Source organism: Apibacter adventoris, assembly GCF_002964975.1.
Classification (GTDB): domain Bacteria; phylum Bacteroidota; class Bacteroidia; order Flavobacteriales; family Weeksellaceae; genus Apibacter; species Apibacter adventoris.
The window spans coordinates 67,719-82,471 of sequence record NZ_PSZM01000024.1; the positions used below are offsets into that span (position 1 = coordinate 67,719).

The window sequence follows — 14,753 nt, forward strand, 5'->3', positions numbered from 1 at the left end:
TAAGATAAATACAATCTTATATAAAAAAATATTTTAAGAATTTTTGATCTAAAAATAAGTGTTAATATTAATCTAATTAAAATTAATGATTTTTAAGGAAATTAGAAAAGTTATAAATTTTAACCAAAAGAAGATTATAATATTTTACTTTTTGTATTTAAATTGTTTGCTGATTATAAAAGCTTCACTCCAGCATGCCTGAAAATTAAAACCTCCGGTTACAGCATCTATATTTAACACTTCACCTGCAAAATATAATCCGGAAATCAGTTTAGATTGCATGGTTTTAAAATCTATTTCTTTCAAATCAACCCCGCCAGCTGTTACAAATTCATTTTTATAAGTACTTTTTCCATCAATAATTAATTGTGTGTGAGTTATAATTTCAGCTATTCTATTGATATCTTTTTTTCCTAGATCTGCTAATAATTTATTGGATATTCCTACATGATCTAAGAGATTTAACCAAAATCGTTGTGTTATGTTATAAATTTTTAGAGAAGAAATAGTTTTTTTAGGATGTGCCTGTTTAATTTTATATAGATTTTCTTTGACAGTATCAAATTTTTCAGAGATCCAATTAATATTTATAGAGAAATTATAATTAAGATTAGCAATTTCTCGAGCTCCCCATGCAGAAAGTCTGAGTATTGCAGGGCCGCTGAGACCCCAATGGGTAATAAGAATTGGACCGTTTTCCTTTATTTTTAATTGAGGAATAGAAACTTCTGCATTTAGAAAAGAAATTCCTTGTAAATTTTGGATTAAAGAATTTTTACAATTAAAAGTGAATAAGCTTGGTACGGGTGGAATAATTTTATGACCTAGTTTTTCAATGATTTTCCACATTTTTTGGGAACTTCCAGTACATATGACTACAGAGTCTGCACAATATAAATTTTGATTTGTTTGAATATTAAATTTATTTTCATTTTTAGTGATTTGTGTAACTTGGGTTTCATAGGTTATATTTATTTGGTTGGACGAGGTTTCATTAAGTAATGTATCTATAATAGTTTGAGAAGAATTAGTTTCCGGAAAAATTCTATTATCAGATTCTATTTTTATATTGGTATTTTTATTTTTAAACCATTCAATAGTATCTAATGGTTGAAATTGATGAAAAACATTCAAGAGTTCTTTAGCCCCTCTGGGATAAAATTTAGTTAATTCTTTTGGAACAAAACAAGCATTTGAAAGATTACATCTTCCTCCCCCAGAAATTTTTAATTTTTGAAGTGGTTTTTTTGCCTGTTCTATTATTAGCACATTCCAATTACAATATTTTAGGTTTGAGGCTAAAAAGAATCCAGCAGCACCTCCACCTATTATGATAAGCTGCTTCATCTCTTATTTAGGTTTAAGATTTTTTAAATAATCTTTTTATTCTTGAAATTAATGAATTATCGTAGATTTCATCTTCTTCAAAATAGCCATAACCATAACCATATCCGTAACCATAACCATATCCATACTCACTCGAACTCATGTAATCGTTGAAAATTATACCTATGTGATTAACTTCTCCCTCATTATACTTTTCATTAATTCCTTTAAGTAATTGTTTATATGTGTAATTACATCTGGTAATATATAATCTGGCATCTGAAAATCTCATAAGGTCATATGCATCTATTACCAATCCAACGGGAGGCGAATCAATAATAACAAAGTCATATAATTCTCTTAATTTTTTTATAAGTTCTTCATTTTCATCGCTAATCAATAATTCTCCAGGATTAGGTGGAATAGGACCAGCTGGTATTATATCTAAATTTTCATATTCAGTCTTCTTAATTATTTCATCCAAAGTATTGATTCCTGATAAGTAACCAGATAACCCAATTTTATTACTTATTTTAAAATCATCAAAAATCCTAGGCTTACGTAAATCCATTCCTACCAATACAGTTTTTTTTCCGCTTAAAGCAATAACTGAGGCTAAGTTTATTGCTATAAATGTTTTTCCCTCTCCGCCAATAGATGATGTAATAAGAAAAACTTTACCCCCTATTACTTCTTTTTCATTAAATAAGAATCTTAAATTTGAACGAATAGCTCTAAAACTTTCTGAAATACTGGATTTGGGTCTATTAAATACGACAAGGTTATTTTCCACATTTTTACTTCCTATAGTTCCTATTATAGGTATTTTTGTAATATTCTTTAAATCAGAAAATAATTTTATTTTATTATCTAATAATTCTATTAAAAATAAAGCTAAAAATGGTATGAAAAGAAAAATACTTGTATATGTGATTTGATTTTTTTTGATATTAGGGGTAATAGGTCCTTGACCGGTATTTTTAGCCTTATCTAAAATATTAATATCAGAAACTGTAGTGGCTTTCCTCATTTCTGCTTCTGAAAGCTTATCTAATAGTGTATTATATATTCCATCATTTAGTAAGTAGCCTCTTTGAGCATTAACATATAATTGTTCTTTTTCAGGAAGAGTTTCTATTTCGAGTTCTAGGTTATTTATTTGCTTATTAATGTTATCCATATTATTCAATAGGTCTTTAGAAGAGCTATTTAACATGGAAGAAATTTTTGATTTAGCGTTATTCAATCTATAATTTATTTCTTTTATAGGTTCTGAATTAGGTCTATATAAAAATAATTTTTCTCTTTTTTCTTCCTCAAGGCTATGTATTTGCTGTAGAGTGGTATTAAATTCAGGATTAGTAATTCCTGCTAACGAAAAATCAATAACATCTTTATTGTTATATATAGAGTTTTTTAATTGTGATAATGCATTAATCTTAGTTTTTAGTTCTTCTTTTTGTTGATCTAAAGTTTGTATTTTAGATAAAACTAAATTAGTAGAACTTTCTGATTTTGAGAAAATTTTATTTTCAAGTTGTACTTTTTGAAAGATAGCTGAGGCACTATCAAGTTTTTTCTTTGTAATAATAATTTGATTTTTTATAAATAGAATTGTATTTTGATTAACTAGATTTTTATCTTTTAATCGAGTTTTTATCAATTCTTCAATAGATTTGTTTAAAAAATTAATTGTTCCATTTAAACTTAATCCTTTTTTAGAAACAATCATTATTGAAGATAAATCAGAATCAAAATCAACACTTGTGGAAGCTAAAATTTTATTAACAGCATTGTTTATTGTAGAAAGATAAAAATAAAATTCAAAATTTTGCATAGACATATTTCCAATATATTCTGGATTAGGTACTATTTTAAATTTTAAATTATTTGTTTTTACCCATGTATTTAAAGAAACTATTAATTGTTTTTTGTATGTATCTTTTCTATTGATATACTCCTCTTTTGGATAATAAAAACATTGTTCATTTACTTCTTCTGGAAATGTTAATTCAAATTTATTTTTAGAAAGATATTTAATTTTCACATGAGAGTTAAGACTTTGTGCATAGCTTGTGTCTATTAATACTTTAAAAGGAATATCAACATAGTCAATTTCAGTGGTTTTAATATTTCCTTTCAGATAATAATTTATATATAAATTTAAAGATTTAACTAGATTTTCATTATGGGTACGGGAAGTCAATATTTTTTTATAAAAAATTCCTTGAGTACCACCGTTATTTCCTCCCCAAATAAAATTTATTGATTGGCTGGGAGCTAATACATTAGAAGTACTAGAAGATATACTTACAGAAACTGAGGTTTGATAGAACCTATCAGAAAATCTGTTTATTATAAATGCTATGAGCCATCCAATAATAAAAAATATGATAAACCAGTACCAATTTTTTAACAAACGTTTGATAAATCTTTCGATACTAAAGAAATTATTCTCAAGAATTTCTGAAGCTTTACTTTTTTGATTGACAGACTGATTATTGTCTATATTGTTTTTGTTATTATTTTGCTGATTCATTATAAACTTTTAAAGAACACATATGTTGCAATTGCCTGCATTCCTAAAGACAAAAATTGGGTTGCATCTCCAAGAGTTGTACCCCCACCGAGTCCGGATATTTTCTCTTTTAAAGGATCTATAATTACTTGATCTCCTGATTGAAGATAAAAATATGGAGAATTTAGAATATCATCACGTGTTATATCTAAAGTAATATTTTTTTTACCTTCTGGATATTCTCTAATTATACGTATATGTCTTCTATCTGCAAATCTTGTTAAATCGCCAGATTTTGCAATAGCTTGCAGTAGATCAATTCTGTTACTTTGTTCAATTTTTTCTCCTGGGTTAGATACTTCCCCAACCATATAATATTTTATAGAACCAATGTTCATCCTTACTTCAGCTTTTCCTTCATTGTATAATACTTGGTTTAATTTTGCTTGTACTAAATCTGTAACCTCACTTAAAGTAAGTCCATAAACATAAAATTCACCCAATCCATATATAGTTATATATCCGTTAGGGTCGACTATTAGGCCTCCTGTTCTTAATCTGCCATCATTTGGATTAGTTCCACCTTTAAAATAAGTAGTATTTTCATTAGTTAGAAATTTTGCTGCATTTTCATCAGAAGTGATAAGAGTCATTGTAAGGATATCATCTTTTTTTATCCTATATTTTTCATAAGCTACAGGAATTAATCCATATTGGTTTAATTGTAAATTTTCACTTGGTTGAAGGTATTTTAATTTTTTAACTCCTATACAAGAACTAAGCAAGATTGAATTTAATATAATAAATATAAATATTTTTATCTTCATAGTGAGAATGATAATAGTTGGCAAAAATAGTTAAATTTTTAATAATTGGCTATACTTTTTAATTTCCATTTCTATTTTTTTTAAATTATAATTGTTTAAATTTATTTTGTTACATTCTGAACATATCTTTTCTTGTGTTTCATATGAAAAATTAAGTTCTTCATCAAATTTTTCATACTTTTTAGATTTAGATTTTGTGTAAGAGATATTGGGGGTATAATCCAAATTTAATTTTTGTAAAATTTTAAAGAGTATTTTTTCTATTATATAAGGTTGCCCCATATTGAGTATATAAATTCCTGATGAAAATAAAGGGTTTGATAGAATAATTAATCCCTTAGTTGCTTGAAATTTAGATATAAAATAACGTTTCATACTTTTATGATTTATTGTAATAGGAAGTTTATTTTCAATTTGAAATTTGAAAATGTTAAATATGGACCCATTACTATTGAAAACATTTCCGAAACGTAAAATTTTAACTTTAAAATTATCTTTTTTTGTAAGAACCTCCTTAATAAGATAGAGTTCAGTTATTCTTTTAGAAATTCCCATCTTATTTATTGGGTTAACAGCTTTATCTGTAGATATAAAAATAAATTGTTCTGCATTTTGTTTTTTGGCAGTAAACAAAATATTTAAGGTAGCTTCAGTATTGACAGAAATTAATTCGGTGCTGTTATTTTCTAAAATAGCAATATGCTTATATGCTGCAGCATGATATATGATTTGAATAGGAAAAGTAGAAAAAATATGATTTATTGTATCTTGATTTCTTATATCTCCTAAAATTAAAAAAAGCTTTTTATTTTCAATAGCTGTTTTAAAAAACAACCCTAATTGAAAAATCCCATATTCAGAATGATCAAGGGCTATAATCTTTTTAATATTTTGATTTAAAAGATGTTTAATTAAAGAACTACCAATAGAACCAGCTCCACCTGTTATAAGAATAGTTTTGTTTTTTAAATAATTATTCTTCTGTAATGAAACATCAATTTTCTTGTCAAAAATATCTTCAAAATGAATTATTTGATTATTTATATTTAATATGTCTGCTGTATCAATCAAAACATTCAACTTTATTTATAAATTTTTATCAATTATATTTATAATTCTTTTTAATTTATTCTTGGTAAGATTATTTCCGGAAGGTAAACTTAAACCGTGTTTGAATAAATAATTTTCAAAACTTTTATCTCCATAAAAAAAGTAATTTTTAAAAACTGTTTGTTTATATAATGGATTCCATAAATATCGAGATTCTATTCCTTTTTTATTTAAAATATCTTTAATTTTTTTGTTTAAGTCTTTGGGGAAAATAAATGAACTTAACCATCTATTAGAAAAACAGTTTTCATCTTCTATTTGAGATTCAATTTCTAATTTATTTTTAAAATAAGATAAATAATAGTTAAAAATATTTCTTCGTTGTGTAACTTTTTGATTGAGACTTTTAAACTGGGCTAATCCTATGGCTGCTAATATATTACTTTGAGAATAATTATATCCTAATTCTTCATGTTTATAATAATCTATATCTTCTTTAGCTTGATTAGCTAGTTTTTTAGCATAGGAATAATCTTTTTGATTAGGTAATATTAAAGCTCCTCCTGTAGAACAAGTAATAATTTTATTGCCATTAAAAGAAAGAATTCCATAGTCACCTAATTGTCCTAGTGGCAAATTAAAATATTTAGATCCTAAAGCTTCTGCAGCATCTTCTATAATTTTAATATTATAATTTTTACAAATATCAAAAATACTTTTCATATTACAAGGCATCCCATATATATGAGCTACAATTAATACTTTTGGTTGTATATTTTTATTTTTTAAATTTATTAATGCATGTTCTAAATATTCAGGAGATAAATTCCAACTTTTTTGATCAGCACCAATAAATACTGGTATTGCCTTTTGGTACAATATCGGAAATGCTGTTGCAGCAAAAGTAAAATCAGAACATAAAACATAGTCTCCCTCTTTTATATTTAAAATTTTTAATGCTAAGTGAATAGCAGATGTACCATTATTAGTAAGTAATATATTTTTATGGGAATAATAAAGAGATAATTTTTTGGTAAAATTATCAATAAATGAACCAAAAGGTGATATCCATCCACTCAATAATGCTTCATTTACAAATTTTATTTCTTTATTTGTAATGCAGGGGGGGGAAAGATATATTTTATTTGTTGTGTCCAAATAATTAATTTTTATTTTTATTTGATTTTGTAATTAATAATGGTAAAAATGAAAATATTAAACCTAAAGTTAATATTATTAATAATAAAAGATGAACCTTAATATGTCTAAGAAAATAAGCAGTTAAAATTATAAGAGCATTCTCAGAAATCATAATTAAAGAAACCTTCTTATGATCTAACCCTAATCTTAAATACCTATGATGCATATGGTTTTTATCGCCTCTAAATGGAGAATTTCCTTTTAATATTCTAATAATAAAAACTCCAATAGTATCTATTATTGGGATAATTAAAATTGCAATCACTATTACCGGTGCAGATTGTAAATGATAAATAGGGGTGCCAAATGGTGATAATATTAAAAATAAATTTAAAAATTTAATACCCATAAATGATAATAGAAAACCAATGATCATGGAGCCGGTATCTCCCATAAAAATTTTATATTTTTTATTAAAATTAAATCGTAAAAAAGCTAATAGGCTTCCTATGATGGTTAATGCCAATACTATCATAGGATAATTTATACTTCCTAGCCTCCAAAAAGTAAATATAAAAGCACAACAAGCAAGTAAAGCTATACCTGAGGCTAAACCATCAATACCGTCAACTAAATTGTAAGCATTAATTAGAAAAATAAATATTATAACTGTAAAAATGATACTGATTCCGTAAGGTAAAGTTTCAATTCCAAAAATACCAAAAAAACTCCCAATTCTTACATTAGATCCTATTGAGATCATTAATGAAGCTATAATTTGTGCATAAAGTTTTTTATTAGGTGTAACGACTAGTATATCATCCATTAATCCAATGAAAAATAAGATAATAATGGAAGAAAACAAGAAAATATAACTTGAAAATAATTCGTAAGCACAAATAGAAGACATAATGGCAATTGAATAAAAAATAGCAATTCCTCCTAAATTAGGAGTTCTTTTATTATGAGAGCTCCGCTCTCCAGGTAAAGCCATTAAGTCTTTTTTATAAGATATTTTTATAATTTTAGGAATAGATATATAAGTCAAAAGAAATGATCCTACTAACCCTAAGAAACATTTTAAATAGAAACTATTTATTCCAAAAATATTTTTTAGATCTCTTATGTCAAATTCGTTCATATTTCTTTAATCCATTAAATGCCCATTGAACTGTATAATAGATAGATTTATACAAAGATAATTGCAAAAAATTATAATAAACAAAAAATTGTAATTTAAACATTAGCCATTTATTTCTAGAATAGGAATTACACCTTATTCTATATATTACTAACGGTTTATTTATAGCTCTAATTATAGTTTTTTTTGAAAGATTTAGTATCATGGCATAATCTTCTCTTCTACAAACATCAGGAAAAATTATTTTCCCAATTTTATTAGTGTCATATATTAATGTTGAGATAAAAACAGGGCAATTTAGTAACAATCTGTTAAAATTCACATTATCTTCTGCACTAAAATCCTTTAAACAAGGTTCTAATTTTTCATTTACTCTTTTATAAGAGGTATAAACTGCAGATTCATTATTTTCTTGTAAGTATTTAATTCGTTCTTCTAAAGCAGTAGGTAACCATAGATCATCACTGTCAATAAAAGATATATATCTTCCTTTAGCTTGATTGATACCATAATTTCTAGCAATAGCAGTACCCATGTTTTTTTTTAGTTTTAGTAATTTAATTCTATCGTCTTTATAAGTTTCAATAATTTTTATAGAAGAATCTGTGCTGCAATCATCAACTATAATCCATTCCCAATTTGGATATGTTTGATTTAATACAGAGTCTATAGTTTCTGATATAAATTTTTCAGAATTATAACAAGCTGTAATTATAGATATATGATTTTGCGAAATATGGTTCAATTTTGTAAAATTTTTGAAATTAAACTTTAAAACATATGTATTTATTATTTAGTCAATTGTTTCATCAATTATAACAATAGCAGATCCGTCTGTAAAAAGGGTATCAAATTTATCAAAATTTAATTTTTTTGCATTTGCAGCAAACCGAAAGCTCAAAAGATATAGGTAAATAATCAAAAAAGAGTAAATAAAATATTTATTAATTTGACTTTTACTGTTTTTTATAATAATTGCGAATAAAGTACCAGCAAATGCATCATAAACAATAGGAAGTCTAATTGAAAATATTTCATTCTGACGAAAACAATAATAAATACAATAATAGGTGAGACATAAATTTCTAATTTTTAAATAATTATAATTATTTGCTGTTTTAATGTTATACTTATCAAAAGAAAAAATGATTACTAAAAAACATATTTTAACAATTTCTCCAACAGAAAAGGTTGATTCACCTAATTTTTGATAAGAATTGTAAGCATCAGATAAGGTATCAGCAGATAATGAATTAAAAATTTCTCCGAACCAATTATAAGGTTCTAATGGAGCAATTAAAATAGATAATACAATCAATAAAAAAGCTTTGAAAGTAGATATATAAATGTTTGCTATCCAATAAGCTGGCAAAAAAATTATAGCAGTTTTATGAAAATAGTAAGCTATTAAAATAGATAACAAAAATTTTAACAGTTTTCTTTGTGTAATATATTGAAATGAAAATAGGCAAATAGCTATGGAAGCTCCTTGTCTGATATGCCCTGAATCTTGAAAAAAATATGTAGGCATATAATAAAATAATAAAGTAAAAAATGGATAAGGAGAAAATTTATAGTAAAATGAACTTCTGAGACTTATGGATATAGTGGCAAAAGTAAATAGAAGAATGAAAAAAGGTAAATGTAAATTCCCTATTATTTTCGAAAATATTATATAGGTAGGCTCTACACCAGAATCGAATATTTGATTCCATCTAATAAAAGTATTAGCTCCAACAAAAAATCTTACATATGGCCAATAATCAGCTCCTCGGTTTCCTCTTGTTCCCGTAATAAAAATTAAAACTATAACCATGCAGATGTATGGAATTTTAATTTTTGGTTTTATATTATAATTACTTGAAACTTCCATATAACTATAGAAAGTCATAATAATCATAATTAAGTAAAATACGGGGTGTATCATTCCTTATATCTTTATTATTTGTATTAAATAATATATTTTCTTTTTTATTCCAAGGGAAAAAAGATAATTTTTAGCAAATCTAGTATAACATATTATATCTTTTTTAGTTATTTTTTCTTGATTTATTAATTTTTTTAATTTAGAAAACATATAACTCTTTTCAGGAGTTTTTACATAAGCATAATAAGCCAGGAAGCTATAAAAACCTTGCAGTATTACAAACTTTTTCCACACATTAGTCCATTTACTGTAAAAACATGTATTGAAATCTTTTTTAACAATTTTTATAGCTTCAAATATATCTAAACCTTTTATGTTATAATTTCTGGTAATAGATCCAGTTCTAACAAAATATTTGTAAAAATATTTATCGGATTTAGCTATAGTTTTTGCTTTTAAAAATAGACGTGGAATAGTGGCTATATCTTCAAAATGTAAATTTTTAGGAAACGTAATTCCTTCAAATAATTCTTTTTTAAATATCTTATTACAAGCAAAACAAGACATTTCACCAAATATAGAAAAATCTTCATTTAAAAATATTTTTTCTTTAGATTGAGGCATTTGAGGAAGAAATTCTATGGAGTTATTATTTTCATTTACTTTTTCAAGACTACAAAAAACGATTTCTGCATTATGTTTTATGCCTAAATTATACATTTCTTCCATCATTTTGGAATCAATCCAATCGTCTCCATCAACAAAAGCTAAATACTCACCATTAGCATGTTTTATACCATAATTTCTTGCATCACTTAATCCTCCATTAGATTTATTGTATACTTTAATAAAAGAATAATTTTTAGAGTATTGTTCAATAATATTTAGAGAATTATCTGTAGAACCGTCATTAATTATTACTATTTCAAGTTCCTTTAATGATTGATGAATTATAGATTCCAAGCATTTGGCTATATAAGGCTCAACATTGTAAACAGGTACTATAATAGATATTTTATAATGCATAAATTGCCTAAATCATAATGATTTTCTGTCTATTAAAAAAATTATTTTTCTTTAATCTCTTCAATAATATTATGAAAATTTTTATTTATAATAAGAAAGTTAGAGTCTAAAAAATTTTCCATTTTTACATTATAATCTAAAAAATGAACCCCGTTAGGATATATCTTCCCTATAATATAATTATTAGGAATACAAAAGTTGTATATATCTTTTAAAAATGAGCCCGAATAAATAAAATTTTTTCCATATTCAAATTGTATAGCATCAATTTTATTATTTTTTATCATATTTTTAAAGCCTTTAATAACTTCAAAATCCATTCCTTCTACATCAATTTTTAAGAAATTGATGTGAGAAATATTATTTTCTGAACAAAATTGATCGCCTGCGTAAATTTCTACTTTTTTCTCAATATAATTTATATTTTTATCGGAGTTGTTCTCATATCTTGTAGAGAGATAATGGCTTGTAGGAAAATGCTTAAAAATTGTTTCAGATCGCTCACTTCCAAGTGCTAGGTTAAAATAATGTATATCTTTAAATTGTTGAGTAAATTCTTTACATTTACTAAGTGTTTCATCTATTGCTTCTATAGCATAAATAGTAGCTTTTGGATTAAAAATTTTATAAATTCTCGTATTGGTTCCTACATTAGCTCCGCAATCCACTACAATATCAAAATTATGTTTAGCTAATTTTTTAAACAATAAGTTTTCTCCATTTGAAGAAGAATCATAGCTAACATTATTCTGAGCATAAGTAAGATATTCAGCTATTTGTAAGACAGATTTAATAGGTTGTTTGTTTCTTTTATCAGAAATAAATTTTATTATTTTATTTTTTTTACTTTGTGGAATTAATTCTTTTAATGATCTAGACATTTTTATTAAATATTGTACAAAGTTATACTTTTATTTAAAAAACAATAAAACAAATTAAAAAATATGTATTTTAATAAGTGCATAATCATAATATATTTAAAATAGGTTAGGTTAATTACTAATAAAAAAAATTATATTTTTTGATATCTTCCCAAAATTCTGGATAAGATTTTTTAACAACTTCAGGATTTTCAATTTGCAATGGGAATAATAATTTAAGAGGTACAAAGCTCATAGCCATCCTATGATCGTTATATGTTTGTATATTTATATTATCAATAAAATTATTACATGAATTAATTTTTAGACTATTATCTGTTATAAAAACTTCTCCACCACATTTTTCAATTTCTGTTTTAAGTGCGTGTAAGCGATCAGTTTCTTTTATTTTTAAAGTTTCCAATCCGGTTATATGTATAGGGATTCGTAGTCCAAAAGCTGTAACGGCCACAGTTTGAGCTATATCGGGGCAATCATTCATATCTAGTTGAATTGATTTTGGATAGCAGAATTCTTTTATTTTAGATAAAATAATTTCGCCATTGATAAATTCTGTACTTACTCCAAAATAATCTTTATATATAATTTCAACTTTTCGGTCTGCTTGTAAAGAATTTTTAAAAAGATATTTTAATCTAATCTTAAAATCATTTCCTAAAGCACAAAGTGAGTAATGATAGGATGCCGATGACCAGTCGCTTTCAATTACAAATTCAGTTTTTTTTAGTTTATTAGTATAAGCTATAGAAATAATATTTTTATAAAAGTCTACCTTGATGCCTAATTGGGTTAAAATGTTGAGAGTCATATTTATGTAAGGAAAAGAAGTAACCTTTCCTTCAAGTTCAATATTTAAACCATTTTTTAATTGAGTGCCTATTAAACATAAAGCGGTTATATATTGACTGCTTACTTGAGAAGAAATTTTAATCTTATTTTCATGTAATTCTTTCCCATTAATTTCTAAGGGAGGATATCCATTATTTTCTAGATAAGAAATATTAGCACCCAGCTTTTGTAATGCAGTTACTAAAATTTCAATAGGACGTTCTTTCATTCGGTGAGACCCGGTAAGGATCGTTTTTCTTTTATTTTGAATAGAGTAATATGCTGATAAAAAACGCATAGCAGTTCCTGCATGATGTATATCTATAAGTTCATTATTAGAAGATAAGGCATCTTGCATAAGTTGTGAATCCTGACTTTTAGAAGTATTAATTAATCGAATAGTATTAGAGTATAAAGCGTTTAAAATTAACAATCGATTAGTTATACTTTTAGAACCGGATAATTGAATGTGTATTTCTTTCATGAGAAAGTATTATATTCTGAATTTAGGAATAAAAAAATAAAATATAAGTTAAAAAAATAATCAATCAAAAAATTATTTCAATTTTTTATTATTCAGATGTCTTGTTTTATCACGAAGCATTTTAGACTTCATATTTTTTTGAAAAGCATCTTCAAGGTCTATCCCTGTTTGGTTAGCTAAACAGGTAACTACAAAAATAACATCAGCTAACTCTTCACCCAAATCCTTATTTTTATCAGATTCTTTTTCTGACTGTTCACCATATCTTCTGGCAATAATTCTAGCAACTTCACCAACTTCTTCAGTAAGTTGAGCCATATTAGTTAGCTCATTAAAATACCTTACTCCGTATTTATTGATCCATTGATCTACCTGATGTTGTATTTTATCTAATCCCATTTATTCAAACTCTCTGATAGTTAATTTAATGATTTCTAAACATTCTTTTATTTGTTTTTCTGTAATAGTAAGAGGAGGTGCAAATCTAATTATGTTGGTATGAGTCGGCTTAGCCAATAGTCCACGATCCTTTAATTTAAGACATATTTCCCAAGCCAGTTCTTTATATGAAGAATTATTAATAATAAGAGCATTTAGTAATCCTTTACCTCTAATTTGTTTGGCAATTTTAGAATTTTCACAAAAAGTTTTCATTTTATTTCTAAATATCAATCCCATATCATAAGCATTTTTTGCTAAGTTTTCTTCTTGTATTACTTGCAATGATGCAATACCAATTGCTGCAGCCATAGGGTTCCCTCCAAATGTAGATCCGTGTTGTCCTGGTTTTATAACATTCATAATTTCTTTGTTTGATAATACCACAGAAATAGGATAGGTTCCTCCGGAAAGAGCTTTACCCAAAATTAAAATATCTGGTTTTATATCTTCATAATCACAAGCTAATAGTTTCCCGGTTCTAGCAATTCCGGTCTGTATCTCATCACCAATAAAAAGGACAGAGTGGGATTTACATATATCATAGCATGCTTTTAAATATCCATCATCTGGTACATAGGCTCCTGCCTCCCCTTGAATAGGCTCAACTAAAAAACCCGTTATATTGGAATTTTCATTTATAATTTTTTCCAAAGCCTGAACATTATTATAAGGAATTTTTATAAATCCGGGAGTAAACGGTCCATAATGAGTAGATGCTTCAGTATCAGATGAAAAAGAAATAATAGTAGTAGTTCTTCCATGGAAATTATTTTCGCAAACAACGATTTGAGCCTCATTTTCTTTAATTCCTTTAGATTCATAACCCCATTTACGGCAAAGTTTTATCGCTGTTTCAACCGCCTCTGCACCTGTATTCATAGGAAGAACTTTTTCATAACCAAAGTAATCTGTTATATATTTTTCAAATATTCCTAATTTATTATTATAAAAAGCTCTTGAGGTAAGTGTTAATTTTTTAGATTGTTCAATGAGTGTGTTTATAATTTTTGGATGGCAATGTCCTTGATTGACAGCTGAATAAGCGGATAAGAAGTCATAATATTTTTTTCCTTCAACATCCCATAAAAAAACCCCTTCTCCTTTTTCTAATACAACAGGTAAGGGATGATAGTTGTGAGCTCCATATTCATTTTCGTATTCCATTAAATGAAGTGGAGATAATTTTGGTTCCATGAACAAATTTATTTTTTGCTAAATTAATTA

General features: G+C 25.8%; 13 protein-coding genes. All 13 read right to left on the reverse strand.

Features of this window, described 5'->3' with window-relative positions:
* Positions 1-144 precede the first annotated feature (144 nt).
* Complete coding sequence (locus C4S77_RS03375) at positions 145-1,347, reverse strand: BaiN/RdsA family NAD(P)/FAD-dependent oxidoreductase (RefSeq protein ID WP_105246060.1); 1,203 nt, start codon at positions 1,345-1,347, stop codon at positions 145-147.
* 13 nt (positions 1,348-1,360) lie between these two features.
* The gene (locus C4S77_RS03380; protein WP_105246062.1) at positions 1,361-3,865 is read right to left on the reverse strand and encodes an exopolysaccharide transport family protein; all 2,505 of its coding nucleotides are present in this window, start codon (positions 3,863-3,865) and stop codon (positions 1,361-1,363) included.
* Positions 3,865-4,671, reverse strand: coding sequence for a polysaccharide biosynthesis/export family protein (locus tag C4S77_RS03385; protein WP_105246064.1), 807 nt, complete (start codon positions 4,669-4,671; stop codon positions 3,865-3,867). Before C4S77_RS03385 ends, C4S77_RS03380 begins: the two co-directional genes overlap by 1 nt.
* 30 nt (positions 4,672-4,701) lie before the next feature.
* On the reverse strand, positions 4,702-5,742 hold the full coding sequence (locus C4S77_RS03390) for a polysaccharide biosynthesis protein (RefSeq protein ID WP_181042800.1): 1,041 nt from the start codon (positions 5,740-5,742) through the stop codon (positions 4,702-4,704).
* A gap of 15 nt (positions 5,743-5,757) precedes the next feature.
* On the reverse strand, positions 5,758-6,879 hold the full coding sequence (locus tag C4S77_RS03395; RefSeq protein WP_181042801.1) for a DegT/DnrJ/EryC1/StrS family aminotransferase: 1,122 nt from the start codon (positions 6,877-6,879) through the stop codon (positions 5,758-5,760).
* Between the two features lie 4 nt (positions 6,880-6,883).
* Entirely contained in the window at positions 6,884-8,002 is a 1,119-nt protein-coding gene (locus tag C4S77_RS03400; protein ID WP_105246070.1) for a glycosyltransferase family 4 protein, read from the reverse strand.
* The gene (locus tag C4S77_RS03405; RefSeq protein ID WP_260209377.1) at positions 7,989-8,747 is read right to left on the reverse strand and encodes a glycosyltransferase family 2 protein; all 759 of its coding nucleotides are present in this window, start codon (positions 8,745-8,747) and stop codon (positions 7,989-7,991) included. The genes C4S77_RS03400 and C4S77_RS03405 overlap by 14 nt, the downstream gene beginning before the upstream one ends.
* Before the next feature lie 48 nt (positions 8,748-8,795).
* A complete protein-coding gene (locus tag C4S77_RS03410) occupies positions 8,796-9,893 on the reverse strand; it encodes an EpsG family protein (protein WP_181042802.1) in 1,098 nt (365 codons plus the stop codon).
* A gap of 39 nt (positions 9,894-9,932) precedes the next feature.
* The gene (locus tag C4S77_RS03415; RefSeq protein ID WP_105246074.1) at positions 9,933-10,895 is read right to left on the reverse strand and encodes a glycosyltransferase family 2 protein; all 963 of its coding nucleotides are present in this window, start codon (positions 10,893-10,895) and stop codon (positions 9,933-9,935) included.
* A 41-nt stretch (positions 10,896-10,936) separates the two neighbouring features.
* On the reverse strand, positions 10,937-11,776 hold the full coding sequence (locus tag C4S77_RS03420) for an FkbM family methyltransferase (protein ID WP_105246076.1): 840 nt from the start codon (positions 11,774-11,776) through the stop codon (positions 10,937-10,939).
* 118 nt (positions 11,777-11,894) lie between these two features.
* Positions 11,895-13,088, reverse strand: a complete 1,194-nt coding sequence (locus tag C4S77_RS03425) for a 3-phosphoshikimate 1-carboxyvinyltransferase (RefSeq protein ID WP_105246078.1) — start codon at positions 13,086-13,088, stop codon at positions 11,895-11,897.
* A gap of 72 nt (positions 13,089-13,160) precedes the next feature.
* On the reverse strand, positions 13,161-13,487 hold the full coding sequence (locus C4S77_RS03430) for a nucleotide pyrophosphohydrolase (RefSeq protein ID WP_105192219.1): 327 nt from the start codon (positions 13,485-13,487) through the stop codon (positions 13,161-13,163).
* Positions 13,488-14,723: an ornithine--oxo-acid transaminase gene (rocD, locus tag C4S77_RS03435; protein WP_105246080.1), complete on the reverse strand. Its 1,236-nt coding sequence runs from the start codon at positions 14,721-14,723 to the stop codon at positions 13,488-13,490. It abuts the gene before it with no gap.
* Positions 14,724-14,753: the final 30 nt, after the last annotated feature.

Excerpts from the sequence above, each read along its gene's own strand:
- C4S77_RS03410 (WP_181042802.1), bottom strand. The coding sequence starts at position 9,893 with ATGACTTTCTATAGTTATATGGAAGTTTCAAGTAATTATAATATAAAA.
- C4S77_RS03415 (WP_105246074.1), bottom strand. The coding sequence starts at position 10,895 with ATGCATTATAAAATATCTATTATAGTACCTGTTTACAATGTTGAGCCT.
- C4S77_RS03430 (WP_105192219.1), bottom strand. The coding sequence starts at position 13,487 with ATGGGATTAGATAAAATACAACATCAGGTAGATCAATGGATCAATAAA.
- C4S77_RS03425 (WP_105246078.1), bottom strand. The coding sequence starts at position 13,088 with ATGAAAGAAATACACATTCAATTATCCGGTTCTAAAAGTATAACTAAT.
- C4S77_RS03420 (WP_105246076.1), bottom strand. The coding sequence starts at position 11,776 with ATGTCTAGATCATTAAAAGAATTAATTCCACAAAGTAAAAAAAATAAA.
- C4S77_RS03385 (WP_105246064.1), bottom strand. The coding sequence starts at position 4,671 with ATGAAGATAAAAATATTTATATTTATTATATTAAATTCAATCTTGCTT.
- C4S77_RS03380 (WP_105246062.1), bottom strand. The coding sequence starts at position 3,865 with ATGAATCAGCAAAATAATAACAAAAACAATATAGACAATAATCAGTCT.
- rocD (WP_105246080.1), bottom strand. The coding sequence starts at position 14,723 with ATGGAACCAAAATTATCTCCACTTCATTTAATGGAATACGAAAATGAA.
- C4S77_RS03375 (WP_105246060.1), bottom strand. The coding sequence starts at position 1,347 with ATGAAGCAGCTTATCATAATAGGTGGAGGTGCTGCTGGATTCTTTTTA.
- C4S77_RS03400 (WP_105246070.1), bottom strand. The coding sequence starts at position 8,002 with ATGAACGAATTTGACATAAGAGATCTAAAAAATATTTTTGGAATAAAT.